This window comes from Rhizobium sp. BK602, assembly GCF_014195095.1.
Lineage (GTDB): Bacteria > Pseudomonadota > Alphaproteobacteria > Rhizobiales > Rhizobiaceae > Rhizobium.
In genome coordinates, this window is the sequence record NZ_JACIBC010000001.1 from 592,002 (window position 1) to 605,769 (window position 13,768).

A 13,768-nucleotide genomic window follows, 5' to 3' on the forward strand; every position below is an offset into this window, starting at 1 on the left:
GAGGGTTGGGGTGAGGGGCCATGCACATGGTTGCGGCATCGCAGGACATGCCTGACAATCCCTGAAGGAGGAACTTACCTCGGCCCGATCATCGTCTCCGGCCGGACGATCGCATCGTAGTCCTCTGCCGAAACCAGCCCGCTCGCCAGGGCTTCTTCCTTCAGCGTCGTGCCGTTCTTGTGCGCCGTCTTGGCGATCTTGGCGGCGTTGTCGTAGCCGATCTTCGGGGCGAGCGCCGTTACCAGCATCAGCGAGCGTTCGAGGCCAGCCTTGATATTGTCCTCACGCGCCTCGATGCCAACGACGCAATTGTCGGTGAAGGAGACGGCGGCGTCGCCGAGCAGCTGCACCGATTGCAGGAAGTTGTAGGCCATCATCGGATTGTAGACGTTGAGCTCGAAATGTCCCTGGCTGTCGGCGAAGGTGAGGGCGGCGTTGTTGCCGAAAATGTGGATGCAGACCTGCGTCAGCGCCTCGCATTGTGTCGGATTGACCTTGCCGGGCATGATCGACGAACCCGGCTCGTTTTCCGGCAATGCCAGCTCGCCGAGGCCGGCGCGCGGGCCGGAGCCGAGCAGGCGGATGTCGTTGGCGATCTTGAAGAGGGCGGCGGCGGCGGCATTGATGGCACCATGGCTGAAGACCATCGAATCATGGGCGGCCAGCGCCTCGAATTTGTTCGGCGCGGTGACGAAGGGTAGGCCGGTGATCCTGGCGATCTCGTCCGCGACCTTCTCGGCGAAGCCGACCGGCGCATTGAGGCCGGTTCCGACCGCTGTGCCGCCCTGCGCCAGTTCGCAAAGGCCCGGCAGCGTCAGTTCGATGCGCTTGATCGACGAGGCCACCTGCGCGGCGTAGCCGGAAAACTCCTGCCCCAGCGTCAACGGCGTCGCGTCCTGCGTGTGGGTGCGGCCGATCTTGATGATATGGGCGAAATCGGCAACCTTCTTTTCCAGCGCCGCATGCAGATGCCGCAGGCTCGGCAGCAGGTGATGGGCGATCTGTTCGGCGCAGGCGATGTGCATGGCCGTCGGATAGGTGTCGTTCGACGACTGGCTCATGTTGACGTGGTCGTTCGGATGCACCGGCTTCTTCGAGCCCATGACGCCGCCGAGCATCTCGATCGCGCGATTGGAGATCACTTCATTGGCGTTCATGTTCGATTGCGTGCCGGAGCCCGTTTGCCAGACGACCAGCGGAAAATGCGCATCGAGCTTGCCGTCGATGACTTCCTGCGCCGCTTCGACGATCACTTTGCCGAGAGCGGGGTCCAGTTGGCCGAGCTCCATATTGGCGCGGGCCGCCGCCTGCTTGACGATGCCCAGGGCACGGACGATCGACAAGGGCTGCTTTTCCCAACCGATCTTGAAGTTGCCGAGCGAGCGTTGCGCCTGGGCGCCCCAATAGCGGTCGCTTGCCACATCGATCGGGCCAAACGTGTCGGTTTCGGTGCGGGTGGAGGTCATGATCCCTGATCCTGCTTTTCCGTTGCAAAAGATAGCAGTGATATAGGTCCGAACGGCCTTCAAGAAAACAGCGGGGCATCATATTTCATGACTTATTTTATCATGTTTTTATCGTGCCCAAAATGCGTGCTCTTTTTAACACGCTTGCCGGATATTCTTTGTGGCGTCTTCCGGTGCGCGCGAAAATTGCAGGAAAATTCAATGAAAAATTAACCAATAATTTCATAATTTTGTATGAATTAAATCGCGAAGCCTGCTTCTGCTTTGACACACAAAGTTGAGGCGCTGAACGAATGACGGGTCTGGCCGTTTTCATTATGATGGTTAAACGATGTTGCTAACATCGCGCCGATTTGAAAACAGCACCGTCTGTCTCGACGCTACCGCACGACACGGGGACTGATTACAGAATGAAACTTGTCACCAAAGCCGCAGCATCTGTCCTGGCTCTATCCTGCTGCATCTCCGCCGTTGGCGCGACCTCGGCGAACGCGATGACCCTCATGGACTTCATTCGCGGAGGACAGGGGCGTCAGGAGAGCACGCAAGTCTCCGCTCCGCTCACCGCCAATCCGCCGCAGGCTATGCCGAGCGCCAACGCAGCGCCGCAGACCCGCCAGCCGCTGCCGACGGTCAGTGCTCCGAAATATTATACCTACAAGCCAGAGGCCATGCGGCTGATCGCCTCGAGCCGATTCGCCGATCCGGTCGTGACCGGCGCTGTCGCCGACGCTTCCGCGTCGCCTGTCGTCGTCGATCACGGTGCTTCCCAGCGGCATCACCTGACCGAAGTTCGCGTGATGGCGACCAATGACGTCGCCAAGGCGGTCGAGGCCTATTATGCCGACCAGAGCAAGCCGCTTCTCTGGGTCTCCGACAATGGCATCAACGACAAGGCAAAGGCCGCCATGGCGGTTCTCGCCGATGCGGGTGCCGTTGGTCTCGACCCCGCCGACTACGCCGTGACGCCGCCGAGCTTCGACGCCGCCAGTGTCGAGCCGGAAATGCGCGACCGCGCGCTGATGCAGTTCGAGCTGACACTGTCCAGCAAGGCGCTGATGTTCATCCAGGATACGATCCGTGGCCGGCTCGATCCGAACAAGCTCTCCGGCTATCACGACTTCAAGCGCAAGGACGTCAACCTGATGCCGGTGCTTGCGCTGCTGCAGGCCAGCCCGGACGTTGCCGCCTATCTCAACAGCCGCAGCCCCTCGAACCAGCAGTTCGCTCAGCTGAAGGCCGAGCTTGCCAAGCTCAAAAGCGAAAGCGGCTCCGATGGCAGCCATATTTCCATCTCGCTCAGCGGCATTCTCAAGCCGGGCGGAAGCACGCCGGAGATGGCCAATATCGTCAAGGCGATCCAGCATCGCGGCTCCGAGGCGCTGAAGACGGCGCATGCCGCGACACTCGCCGCCTATCAGGGCACGCCGGACTACACGCCGGATCTCGTGGCGCTGGTCGAGGGCTTCCAGAAGGAGAAGGGGCTGACCTCCGACGGCGTGATCGGCCAGTCTTCGGTTCGTGCCATGGTCGGCGAGAACAACGATGTGAAGATCCAGAAGCTGGTCATCGCGATGGAGCAGCTGCGCTGGCTGCCGAGCGAGCTCGGGTCGCGCTATGTCTTCATCAACCAGCCGGCCTTCATGGTCTATTACCACAACAACAACCAGGAACAGCTGTCGATGCGCGTCGTCGTCGGCAGCAAGCAGCACCAGACGTTCTTCTTCGAGGATCAGGTTCAGACGGTCGAGTTCAATCCGTTCTGGGGCGTCCCGCAGTCGATCATCATCAACGAGATGCTGCCGAAGCTGCGCGCCGATCCGAACTATCTCGATCGCATGGGTTATCAGGTCGAGGTCGGCGGCCGCGCCGTCGCGTCCTCCAGCGTCGATTGGTACGGCTCGACCAAGAACCTTTCCGTTCGCCAGCCGCCGAGCAGCGATAATGCCCTGGGTGAGCTGAAGATCCTCTTCCCGAATTCGCATGCGATCTACATGCATGACACGCCGCAGAAGAGCTTCTTCAAGAAGGATATGCGCGCGCTCAGCCACGGCTGCGTCCGTCTCGCCGATCCGCGCGCCATGGCTGCAGCCGTGCTCAGCACCACGGTCGATGACGTCGCCAAGCAGATTGCCACTGGCCAGAACAAGGCCGTCGCCGTGCCGCAGAAGTTCCCGATCTATATCGCTTATTTCACGGCCTGGCCGAACAAGGATGGCGTCGTGCAGTATTTCAATGATGTCTATGATCGCGATGCGGCCACGCAGAAGGCGCTCGATGCGACCTCGAAGGCACGCACCGCTCAGATCTGAGTTTGGTTCGATCAGCAAATATGCAAAGGGCGGCCCATTGGCCGCCCTTTTTGTTGTCTGTCGTATGAAATGACACCGGGTGGCGGGCAGTTCAGTTCTTCGCTTCGATCCGCCACTCCCGGCTGCCAAAAGTGACGTCGAAACGCGAGAGGAAGGAGCGGCCGAGCAGCCCGTCCACTTCGCTCCCCAGCGCTGTTTCGTCAGCGAGAACCACGGCTGTGATATCGCTGGCCTGGACATGCCCGACCTTTACGGTGGTGGCTGTGGTGTGCGTGGCTTGAGAAACGCCGTTCGCCGTCTGAAGCGATATTCCATTGTTGCCGTCGACCGGCAGTTTGGCTCGCGCGGCGAAGGCTTTGCTGACCGCCACGAAGCTTGCGCCGGTGTCGACGATGAATACGCCCTCCGTGCCGTTGACTGAGACCTTGGCGAGGATGACGTTCTTGCCCTGCGTCGGGAACCGATCGCTGCCGGTGGCATAGGTCGAGGCGCATTTTCCCATGGTTTCATAGAGTTTGATGATCCCACGCACGACCGCTGTGTCGTTGCGATCGGGATTAGTGGAAACCCAAAGCTGAAGCGGTCCGATCGCCTCGCAATATTCACCGAGTTCGCGATAGCTGGCGGAGATTCCCTCGAATATCGCGCTGTTCAGCATCGCGATATTGTCGGTAAGGCCGATGACCGAATAGTAATCATCGATGGCGTCGCGATATTTCTTGGCATTTTGGCGAATTCGCGCCCGCTGGAAATAGAAGTCGGGCATTCCCGGCGACATCGCTATTACATCGTTCGAAACCTTAAGCGCTTCGTCGAAGTCGCTGAGATCGTCCAGAATTTGGGCGGCTGAGCTCAGGGCGATATTCGAAGGCTTACACTTGCTGGAGAAGGCGATGAAGACTTTGGCAGCTTCGCGGCGATAGCCCTGCTTCACGAGCTCGTCTGCGAATTTATAGACTGCATTCCAATCGCAATGCTCTCGCCGCAACATATCGAGGTCGGCCGCCATCACAGGCCTGCCTGCGACAATGTTCGGCAGAGGGGCGATGTCGAAATGCTCATAGACTGCCGTGAGAGCCGGATCGGGTTTGGCGCCGGCTCCGGTTTCCGTCTCGACATATCCGACAATACGGTCGCCGTAGATGTAGAACCAAATACCGGCGCATAGTGCCGCGCAGATAAGCAGCGTACGGACAATGGGAGCAAACCACCCTCGGCGGCTTGGCAATCTACCGGCGTTCCGGTCTTCGGGATCTGCTACGAGCAAGGGGGAGCGCTCCGCTATCGAGTTATCGTCCCGCCTCGGCGACACCGTGCGCGGAGGGCTTCCCTCGGACGGTCGCGTTGCCGATGGCAGGACGTCGATAGGTTGTGGCGGATCCGCGTGAATCGCGCAAGGCCCGTTGCAACCGCGCCATTCGAACCAACAGAGATTTCGGCGATCTCAGGCCGCCAGCAGTCCCTCGACCAGTTCCGGCGTCAGCTCGTCATAGTGATAGATGATGCGGTTGGGGCCGAGCGTTTCCACGCCGACATCGGAATAGCCGAAGGGGACCGCGACCGAAGGCACGCCGGCGTTGCGGGCGACGAGGATGTCGTTGACGCTGTCGCCGATCATGATCGTACGGCTGAGGTCGCCGCCGGCTCGTTCGATGGTGCCGATCAGATGTTCGGCATGTGGCTTGCGCACTGTGAAGGTGTCGCCGCCGGTGATGGCTTCGAAATAATGGGTGAGGCCAAGGCGTTCGAGCAGGGTCCGCGCCAGGCCTTCCATCTTGTTGGTGCAGACGGCGAGTTTATAGCCCTGACCTTTCAAGGCATCCATGGCTGCCAGGAGGCCCGGATAGGGTTGGGTGGCGCCCGGCATCGTCTCGGTGTAATGCGCGATGAAGCGCTGCAGCAGCGCCGGCAGTTCTTCCGGGCTCAGCGTATAACCATGCAGCTTGCAGGCGCGTTCGATCATCACCTGCGCGCCATTGCCGACAAGATGCGTCACGTCGTCGTAGCTGACCGGGGGCAGATCGAGGGCGGCGATCGTGTGATTGAGGCTGGCGACGAGATCGGCATGGGTGTCGAGCAGCGTGCCGTCGAGGTCGAATACGACAAGGGGAGATTTCACGAGGAATCAGCCTTTGGTAACGGAAAAAAGCAAGTCTTCCGGAGTTAGAAGATCAGGCAGCCAAATGCAACAGAAGGCGCGTTGGGGGCCGTCGAAAGAGCCCGTTGATTTCTATGCAGGACCGTTATTTTGGCTTTCGTTTGCTGGGAGAGCCGTGTAAACAGCACCCAACGTAACAATCGGGAGCAGGTGGCGCATGGACGCCCGCCAAATGAAGATCGAAGCTGCGAGAGCGGCCCTGGCCTATGTCGAGAGCGGCATGCGGCTCGGGATCGGTACGGGCAGCACGGCGGAGGAATTCGTCCGGCTGCTGGCCGAGAAGGTCGCTGCCGGCCTGACGATCGAAGGCGTTCCGACATCCGAGCGCACGGCCAGGCTCTGCGTCGAACTCGGTGTACCGTTGAAGTCCCTGGATGAACTTCCCGAACTCGATCTGACGATCGATGGCGCTGACGAGGTCGACGGCGCCTTGCGGCTCGTCAAGGGCGGCGGCGGTGCGCTGCTGCGGGAGAAAATCGTCGCATCTTCCTCGGCGCGGATGATCGTGATTGCCGATGAGAGCAAGGTCGTGCCGACCCTTGGCGCCTTTCCGCTGCCGATCGAGGTCAATCCGTTCGGCCTCGTTTCCACCCGTATCCAGATCGAAAAAGCCGCGTCCCGCCTCGGTCTTTCCGGCGCGCTGAAGTTGCGCCAGTCGGAAGACGGCAACTTCATGACCGATGGCGGGCACTTCATCATCGACGCATCTTTTGGCCGCATTCCTGATGCAGAGGCGCTGTCGATTGCACTGAATTCGATTCCCGGTGTTGTCGAACACGGGCTCTTTATCAACATGGCGACACTTGCGATTATTGCCGGCCCTGCTGGCGCACGCACGTTGCAGGCGAACAATACATAGGAGCACTGAACTCATGATCAAAATTGCGGGTCTTGGCCGTCTTGCCGCTGCGACCATCGTTCTTTCTGGTATCGCGCTCGGTTCCGTCAGTGCGCAGGAAGTCTCGGAAGAGCAGATCAAGGCCGCTCGCGCCGCGATCAGCGCACTCGGCATCACGAACCAGTTCGACAACATCCTGCCGAATCTCGCCGAGCAGCTGAAGAGCACGATGATCCAGGCAAACCCGAATTTCGGCGATGCCATCAACTCGACCGTCGATGCAACGGCCCTGGCGCTCGCGCCGCGCCGCGCCGACCTCGAGCGCGAAGCAGCCGTGACCTATGCCAAGGCTTTCAGCACGGATGAGCTGAAGGCGATCGCCGACTTCTATAATTCGCCCGCCGGCAAGAAGCTCCTGAAGGATGGCCCGATCGCCACCCGCGAGCTGTACAAGGCCGCCGACATCTGGGGCCAGGGCATTTCCCGCGACCTCGCCAACCAGAGCAACGACGCCCTGCAGAAGGTCGTGAAGGCGCCCGTTATTGCTCCGGCGACCGATGCCCCCGCGACTACCCAGCCGGCACCGACGCAGAAGAAGTAAGTTTCTTTCCGCGATCCCACCCGACATGGCGTCGGGATGTTTGAGGATCGCCGAATGCAAGTTTTTACAATTCGAAAGCCCGGATATCGTTCCGGGCTTTTCTTTTGGCATGGTGAGATCCTATATCAGTGCCAACCCTCACGGGCGCCTCATGCGCCGTCAAAATCTCGCAGGAGTATCCGATGTCTTCCTATGATTTCGATCTTTTCGTCATTGGCGGCGGTTCGGGCGGCGTGCGCAGCGCGCGCGTTGCCGCCTCGCTCGGCAAGAAGGTCGGTATTGCCGAGGAATATCGTTATGGCGGCACCTGCGTCATTCGCGGCTGCGTGCCGAAGAAGCTTTTCGTCTATGCCTCGCAATATAGCGAGCATTTCGAGGATGCGGCCGGTTTCGGCTGGACGGTCGGCGAGACCAGCTTTGACTGGAAGAAGCTGATCGAGGCAAAGGACAAGGAGATCGCTCGCCTGGAAGGCCTCTATCGCAAGGGGCTCGACAATGCCAAGGCAGAGATATTCGATACGCGCGCCGAGCTGGTCGATGCCGATACGATCCGTCTCCTGAAGACCGGCAAGACCGTCACTGCGGAAACGATCGTCATCGCCACCGGCGGCACGCCGAACCTGCATTCGGCGCTGCCCGGCCACGAATTCTGTATTTCCTCCAACGAGGCGTTTCATCTGGAGGAGCTGCCGAAGTCGATCCTGATTGCCGGCGGCGGCTATATCGCCGTCGAGTTCGCCAATATCTTCCACGGTCTCGGTGTCGACACGACGCTGATCTATCGCGGTGCCGAGATCCTGTCGCGCTTCGATCAGGACCTGCGCAAGGGGCTGCACGAGGCGATGGACGCCAAGGGCATCAAGATTCTCTGCCACGACATCATCGAGAGCGTCGAAAAGACGGAGCGGGGCCTGAGCGTCCGCACGAAGAACGACAAGTCGCTGGCCGTGGATACGGTGATGCTGGCGCTTGGCCGCACCCCGAACACCAGCAAGCTCGGGCTGGAAGCGGCCGGCGTGGCGATCAACGGGCAGGGCGCCATCGTCGTCGATGAATATTCGCGCACCTCTGTGCCGAACATCTATGCGCTTGGCGATGTCACCGATCGGGTACAGCTGACGCCGGTGGCGATCCACGAAGCCATGTGCTTCATCGAGACCGTCTACAAGAACAATCCGACCCGTCCGGATCACGAATTGATTGCGACCGCCGTCTTCTCGCAGCCGGAAATCGGCACGGTCGGCCTGACGGAAGAGGAGGCGTCCAAGCGTTATCCGGAGCTCGAAGTTTATCGCGCCCAATTCCGGCCGATGAAGGCGACATTGTCCGGGTCCGGCCGCAACGAGAAGATGATCATGAAGCTGATCGTCAATGCCGCCGACCGCAAGGTGATCGGCGCGCATATCCTCGGTCACGACGCCGGCGAGATGGCGCAATTGCTCGGCATTCCCCTGAAGGCCGGCTGCACCAAGGAGGATTTCGACCGCACCATGGCCGTTCATCCGACGGCGGCGGAAGAACTGGTGACGATGTATACGCCAAGCTATCGCATTCGTAACGGCGAACGTCTCTGAAGAATAAGGGCAGTCTTTCGACCATTCATAAAAGGCTCCCTGAATAGTTGCTCCGCCTTTGCAAGCGGCCGGCAAAGGTTTATAAGCGCGCAAAATTTACGGCGACGGGCACTTGGCGAAGAGACCAAGGGTAAGAACAGGTGATGGACATGGCACAGAATTGGACACCGAACAGTTGGCGGCAGAAACCGATCCAGCAGGTGCCGGAATATCCGGATGAGGCAGCGCTGGCCGCCACGGAGGCGCAGCTTGCAACCTATCCGCCGCTGGTCTTCGCCGGTGAAGCGCGCCGCCTGAAGGCGCATCTCGCCAACGTCGCCGAAGGCAACGGCTTCCTGCTGCAGGGCGGCGACTGTGCCGAAAGCTTTGCAGAGCATGGAGCGGACACGATCCGCGACTTCTTCCGCGCCTTCCTGCAGATGGCCGTCGTTCTGACCTTCGGTGCGCAGTTGCCGGTCGTCAAGGTCGGGCGCATTGCCGGCCAGTTCGCCAAGCCGCGCTCCTCGAACATCGAAACGCAGAATGGCGTTTCGCTGCCGAGCTATCGCGGCGATATCATCAACGGTATCGAGTTCACCGAGGAAGCGCGCATTCCCAATCCGGAACGCCAGATGATGGCGTATCGCCAGTCTGCCGCGACGCTGAACCTGCTGCGTGCCTTCGCGATGGGTGGCTACGCCAACCTCGAAAACGTGCAGAAGTGGATGCTCGGCTTCGTCAAGGACAGCCCGCAGGGCGAGCGCTACCGCAAGCTTGCCGATCGCATCGGCGAGACCATGGATTTCATGCGCGCTATCGGCATCACTGCCGAGAGCAATGCGAGCCTGCGCGAAACCGATTTCTTCACCAGCCACGAAGCGCTGCTGCTCGGCTATGAAGAGGCCTTCACCCGCGTCGACTCCACGACCGGCGACTGGTATGCGACCTCGGGACACATGCTGTGGATCGGCGACCGCACGCGCCAGGCCGACCATGCCCATGTCGAATATTTCCGCGGCATCAAGAACCCGATCGGCCTGAAGTGCGGTCCGTCGCTGCAGGCGGACGACCTGCTCAACCTCATCGACATCCTGAACCCGCAGAACGAAGCCGGCCGCCTGACGCTGATCTGCCGTTTCGGCCACGACAAGGTTGCCGAAAACCTGCCGCGCCTCATCCGCGCCGTCGAGCGCGAGGGCCGCAAGGTCGTCTGGTCCTGCGATCCGATGCACGGCAACACGATCACGCTCAACAACTACAAGACGCGTCCGTTCGAGCGCATCCTGTCGGAAGTCGAAAGCTTCTTCCAGATCCATCGCGCCGAAGGTACGCATCCGGGCGGCATCCACATCGAGATGACCGGCAAGGACGTGACCGAATGCACGGGCGGCGCCCGCGCCGTCGGCGCCGAGGACCTGCAGGATCGCTATCACACCCATTGCGACCCGCGCCTCAATGCCGACCAGGCGCTGGAACTTGCCTTCCTGCTCGCCGAGCGCATGAAGGGCGGCCGCGACGAGAAGCGCCTGCGCGCGCACGGCTGAACTGCGACAACACGACCATCGCCTCACGGGCCGGCCAAAAGCCGGCCCGTTTGCGTTGGATCAACGGCGCTGAACATCGCTTCATTTCTTTCCAATTGACGGAGCGGACCTTCTCGGGAAGGCTGCGGCAAAAAGGGAGAAAGCCAGCATGAATGACGAACATAGCGGCAGTTGCCTGTGCGGCGCCGTACGCTTCAGGACGCGCGGCAAGCTGCGGGAGGTGGTCGCCTGCCATTGCTCGCAATGCCGCAAGCAGACCGGGCTCTATTACGCCGCCACCAACGTGCCCCGTGACAACATCACCATCGAGGGCGAGGAGGCGATCACCTGGTATCGCGCCAGCTCCTTCGCCCGGCGTGGCTTCTGCCGCACTTGCGGCTCGGCGCTTTTCTGGCTGGCGGACGTGGCCGACGAGATTTCGATCATGGCCGGTCTGTTCGATCAGCCGAGCGATTTGCAGATCGCCTATCATATCTATTGCGCCGACAAGGGCGATTTTTATGAGATCGGCGATGGACTGCCGCAATACAGGCAGGGCCGGCCGGGGCTGGCGACGGCGGGACCTTCGGACTAGCCCATCAATAATTCCCGCCCTTCTCGGATACGACCTTACTCAATCTCGCGATCTCTTCGCGGACTGCCGAAAGCTCCGTCAGCACCTGCAGGTCGATCTTCTGGTGCAGCGACAGCACTTCGAGTTCGGCCTTGAGATTGACCTCGTAGTCCTTGGCCGCCTCGAAGCGGTCGCGTTCGGCCTGGCGGTTCTGCGACATCATGATGATCGGGGCCTGGATGGCGGCGAGCATGGAGAGGACGAGGTTGAGGAAGATGAAGGGGTAGGGATCGAAGGCGCGGGTCATGAGGATAATGGTGTTGACCACGCACCAGAAGACCAGGAACAGCAGAAAGCCGATGATGAAGAACCAGGAACCGCCGACGCGGGCAATGCCGTCCGCCAGACGCGCGCCGAAGGATGACTCGGCCGAGAAGGCGGCATTGACGTCGGTGGACACGATCTTTCGCTCGTGTGCCTTCTTCAGGACGCGTTTTTCGATCTCGCCGAGTTCCTCGGCGGTCTTGTCGAAATGCTGATGGATGAAATTGGGCAGATGGGACATGGGGTGCTCCGAAGACTCGATCGCCTTTGGCGCCAGTATTCGGTCGCACCCCGTGCAAATGCAATGCAAAAAGCCTAGCTGATCTAGCTGCCCTGGCTGACCAGCTGGGCGTGCGACGGGAAGAAGCGCTCAAGCCCGTAGTCGCGCCCGAACATCGCATCATGCTGCAGATAGCGATAGTCGCGCATCAGGGGGTCGAGGGTCTGCTCATTGCGCGACCAGTCCGGAAAGGCCTGGTTGTCGCGCGTGGCGAGCTGGTAGCGGTCGACGATGGTGTATTTCTTCTGCACCCGGCCGAGGAAGCCGGTGTAGAAGGGGTGCTCGTAGCCGGCGCTCTTGAGGAGATGATAGGGGAGCTGCGAGGGGCTGATGGTGCCGATATCCTTGCGCACGCCCTTTTTGCTCGACCAGACGACCAGCGGCGTCTCGTGTTCGCGCTTCATGACGTCGAGCGGCGCCTTGCGGGTCGCGACCTGTTCCGGCATGTAGCCGGTGTTCGGATAGACGCTGCCGAGCGGCGGCAGGTGATCGCCCCAGAGGACGATAATCGTCTCGCGGTCGCGCTTCGAGGCCCAGTCCATCAGCATCTTCAGGCTCTGGTCGGATTCTCGCACGCCCTGCGCATAGGTCTCGAGCGTGTCGCGGTCGGCATCGCCGAGATCGCCCCTGATGCCGATGGTATTGTCGACATAGCGATGCGGTTCGTAGGGGCCATGGCCCTGTAGCGTCACGGCGAAGAAGAAGAAGGGCCGCTCCATCTCGTCGCCCTCGCGCATGATCTCCTTCATCAGCGAGTCGTCCGAGGCGAAGATGCCGCGCTTTTCCATCGGTGGCATGGTGTCCTCCGTATGGAACTCCTCGAAGCCGAAGGCCTTGTAGACCTCGTTGCGGTTCCAGAACCAGCCGCTGAAGGGATGGAGTGAGCGGGCGGCGTAACCCTCGCCCCTGAAGAAGGTGGCGAGCGACGGGATCGGCCGGCGGATATATTGCTGATAGGGGATGCTGCCGTACGGCAGGAAAGCATTGGAGAAGCCGGTCAGCGCCTCGAACTCGACATTGGCGGTCATGCCGCCGAATTCCGGCGAGAAGACATTGCCGGACTGCGCCGCGCGGATGGTCGGCATCGGGTCGGGCTTGAAGGATATGTTGGAGAGCCGGGTCGGATCCCAGAGGGACTCGCTCATCAGCATGATGACATCGGGCTTTTCGCGCGGCCCGGAGAGATAGGCGTAGTTGCGCGCCGGGATGGCGTCGATCGCGTTCTGTCCGTAGCCCGCCGGCATCTTCACGTCGGCCATCGGCATGTTCAGCGAGAAAGCGATGATGAAGCCGTTGTAGCTATAGTTCTCCTGCTGGTCCCAGACGATCGGGATGATGCCGAGCTTTTCGCGGATGAAGGAATATTGCGTCGGGTCCATCTGCGAGACGAAAAGGGCGGCCAGTGGCAGGCCGATGGAGAGACGCCCGACGCGGGCAGCTTGCGAAAGTCTTGTGGCGTTGCGCCAGGCATGGCGCCAAAGGAGCGCGAGGGCCGCGATCGAGACGACGATGCCGACGGCAAGAGCAATAGCGGTCAAGGGCCGCTCGCGCACCATCACCGGCATGAGTTCCATGATCTGGCGCCCGAACAGGAAGTCGGACGGGTAGAGCGGATCGGAGAGATAATGCTGCTTCTGGTTGGACAGGAAGGCCGGAATGAGCACCAGCGGCGCGACCACCAGGATCGACTGATGCGCGCGGCCGAAGACCGCATCCAGTAGAAGCATCAGCAGCATGACGATGCCGACGGTTGCGAGCGCGGGATGGGTCGGCGAGACGAAATAGGTCGGAATATCCGCCAGTTCGCCGCGCGCAACCCATTCCACCAAAGCGACGATCAGCGACGCAAGCAGGAAGGTGGAGCCGAGGCCAAGGAGCTGGCGGACAGCTCTCGACTGCAGTCTCGCCTGGCCAAGCTTTTGAAGTATGGCGGGCTTGCCTGCCAATGCGGAACTGGATACCGGGGCGATCACCGATCTCTCCGTATGTTGTCAAATCTTCATATAATTGTCATCCCTTTGTCATGAACCCTGGGTGAACCGCAAGGCTGGCTTAGTATTTTTCCGATCATCAAATCGTGTAGGTGGGAGCGCTGCCGTCTTTCGATCGCGACGGCCGCCAAAGGCTGTTGCGGAACAG

11 protein-coding genes are annotated in these 13,768 nt (G+C 60.8%); 6 read left to right on the plus strand and 5 right to left on the minus strand.

The genetic code is table 11. From position 1 onward, the window contains the following. Positions 1-74 precede the first annotated feature (74 nt). Positions 75-1,466 carry a class II fumarate hydratase gene (gene fumC / locus FHX11_RS02920; RefSeq protein ID WP_184354868.1) on the minus strand — a complete coding sequence of 464 codons (1,392 nt, stop codon included), beginning with the start codon at positions 1,464-1,466 and terminating at the stop codon, positions 75-77. 410 nt (positions 1,467-1,876) lie between these two features. On the opposite strand from fumC, the gene FHX11_RS02925 reads away from it, so the two are divergent. Further along, positions 1,877-3,778 (plus strand): L,D-transpeptidase family protein, encoded by a 1,902-nt coding sequence (locus tag FHX11_RS02925; RefSeq protein ID WP_184354870.1) that lies wholly within the window; start codon positions 1,877-1,879, stop codon positions 3,776-3,778. Between the two features lie 91 nt (positions 3,779-3,869). Here the strand turns inward: FHX11_RS02925 and FHX11_RS02930 are convergent, their stop codons facing one another. Both FHX11_RS02930 and gph read right to left on the minus strand, forming a co-directional pair. Then, positions 3,870-5,045 (minus strand): TIGR02281 family clan AA aspartic protease, encoded by a 1,176-nt coding sequence (locus tag FHX11_RS02930; RefSeq protein WP_184354872.1) that lies wholly within the window; start codon positions 5,043-5,045, stop codon positions 3,870-3,872. A gap of 177 nt (positions 5,046-5,222) precedes the next feature. Continuing rightward, entirely contained in the window at positions 5,223-5,897 is a 675-nt protein-coding gene (gene gph / locus FHX11_RS02935; RefSeq protein WP_184354874.1) for a phosphoglycolate phosphatase, read from the minus strand. Between the two features lie 196 nt (positions 5,898-6,093). On the opposite strand from gph, the gene rpiA reads away from it, so the two are divergent. The 5 genes from rpiA to FHX11_RS02960 all read left to right on the plus strand — a co-directional run bounded on the left by rpiA (position 6,094) and on the right by FHX11_RS02960 (position 11,046). Further along, entirely contained in the window at positions 6,094-6,795 is a 702-nt protein-coding gene (gene rpiA / locus FHX11_RS02940) for a ribose-5-phosphate isomerase RpiA (protein WP_184354876.1), read from the plus strand. Positions 6,796-6,808: 13 nt separating this feature from the next. Beyond that, positions 6,809-7,375, plus strand: a complete 567-nt coding sequence (locus tag FHX11_RS02945) for a DUF2059 domain-containing protein (RefSeq protein ID WP_184354878.1) — start codon at positions 6,809-6,811, stop codon at positions 7,373-7,375. A 182-nt stretch (positions 7,376-7,557) separates the two neighbouring features. Continuing rightward, complete coding sequence (gor, locus tag FHX11_RS02950; protein ID WP_184354880.1) at positions 7,558-8,949, plus strand: glutathione-disulfide reductase; 1,392 nt, start codon at positions 7,558-7,560, stop codon at positions 8,947-8,949. Between the two features lie 149 nt (positions 8,950-9,098). Beyond that, positions 9,099-10,472 carry a 3-deoxy-7-phosphoheptulonate synthase class II gene (locus tag FHX11_RS02955; protein ID WP_184354882.1) on the plus strand — a complete coding sequence of 458 codons (1,374 nt, stop codon included), beginning with the start codon at positions 9,099-9,101 and terminating at the stop codon, positions 10,470-10,472. A gap of 148 nt (positions 10,473-10,620) precedes the next feature. Then, positions 10,621-11,046 carry a GFA family protein gene (locus tag FHX11_RS02960; protein ID WP_184354884.1) on the plus strand — a complete coding sequence of 142 codons (426 nt, stop codon included), beginning with the start codon at positions 10,621-10,623 and terminating at the stop codon, positions 11,044-11,046. Between the two features lie 4 nt (positions 11,047-11,050). Here the strand turns inward: FHX11_RS02960 and FHX11_RS02965 are convergent, their stop codons facing one another. Together FHX11_RS02965 and FHX11_RS02970 are read right to left on the minus strand one after the other, a co-directional pair. Continuing rightward, complete coding sequence (locus FHX11_RS02965; protein WP_184354886.1) at positions 11,051-11,590, minus strand: DUF1003 domain-containing protein; 540 nt, start codon at positions 11,588-11,590, stop codon at positions 11,051-11,053. Between the two features lie 83 nt (positions 11,591-11,673). Further along, positions 11,674-13,602: an LTA synthase family protein gene (locus FHX11_RS02970; RefSeq protein WP_184354888.1), complete on the minus strand. Its 1,929-nt coding sequence runs from the start codon at positions 13,600-13,602 to the stop codon at positions 11,674-11,676. Positions 13,603-13,768: the final 166 nt, after the last annotated feature.

Excerpts from the sequence above, each read along its gene's own strand:
- fumC (WP_184354868.1), bottom strand. The coding sequence starts at position 1,466 with ATGACCTCCACCCGCACCGAAACCGACACGTTTGGCCCGATCGATGTG.
- FHX11_RS02925 (WP_184354870.1), top strand. The coding sequence starts at position 1,877 with ATGAAACTTGTCACCAAAGCCGCAGCATCTGTCCTGGCTCTATCCTGC.
- rpiA (WP_184354876.1), top strand. The coding sequence starts at position 6,094 with ATGGACGCCCGCCAAATGAAGATCGAAGCTGCGAGAGCGGCCCTGGCC.
- FHX11_RS02945 (WP_184354878.1), top strand. The coding sequence starts at position 6,809 with ATGATCAAAATTGCGGGTCTTGGCCGTCTTGCCGCTGCGACCATCGTT.
- gor (WP_184354880.1), top strand. The coding sequence starts at position 7,558 with ATGTCTTCCTATGATTTCGATCTTTTCGTCATTGGCGGCGGTTCGGGC.
- FHX11_RS02955 (WP_184354882.1), top strand. The coding sequence starts at position 9,099 with ATGGCACAGAATTGGACACCGAACAGTTGGCGGCAGAAACCGATCCAG.
- FHX11_RS02960 (WP_184354884.1), top strand. The coding sequence starts at position 10,621 with ATGAATGACGAACATAGCGGCAGTTGCCTGTGCGGCGCCGTACGCTTC.
- FHX11_RS02965 (WP_184354886.1), bottom strand. The coding sequence starts at position 11,590 with ATGTCCCATCTGCCCAATTTCATCCATCAGCATTTCGACAAGACCGCC.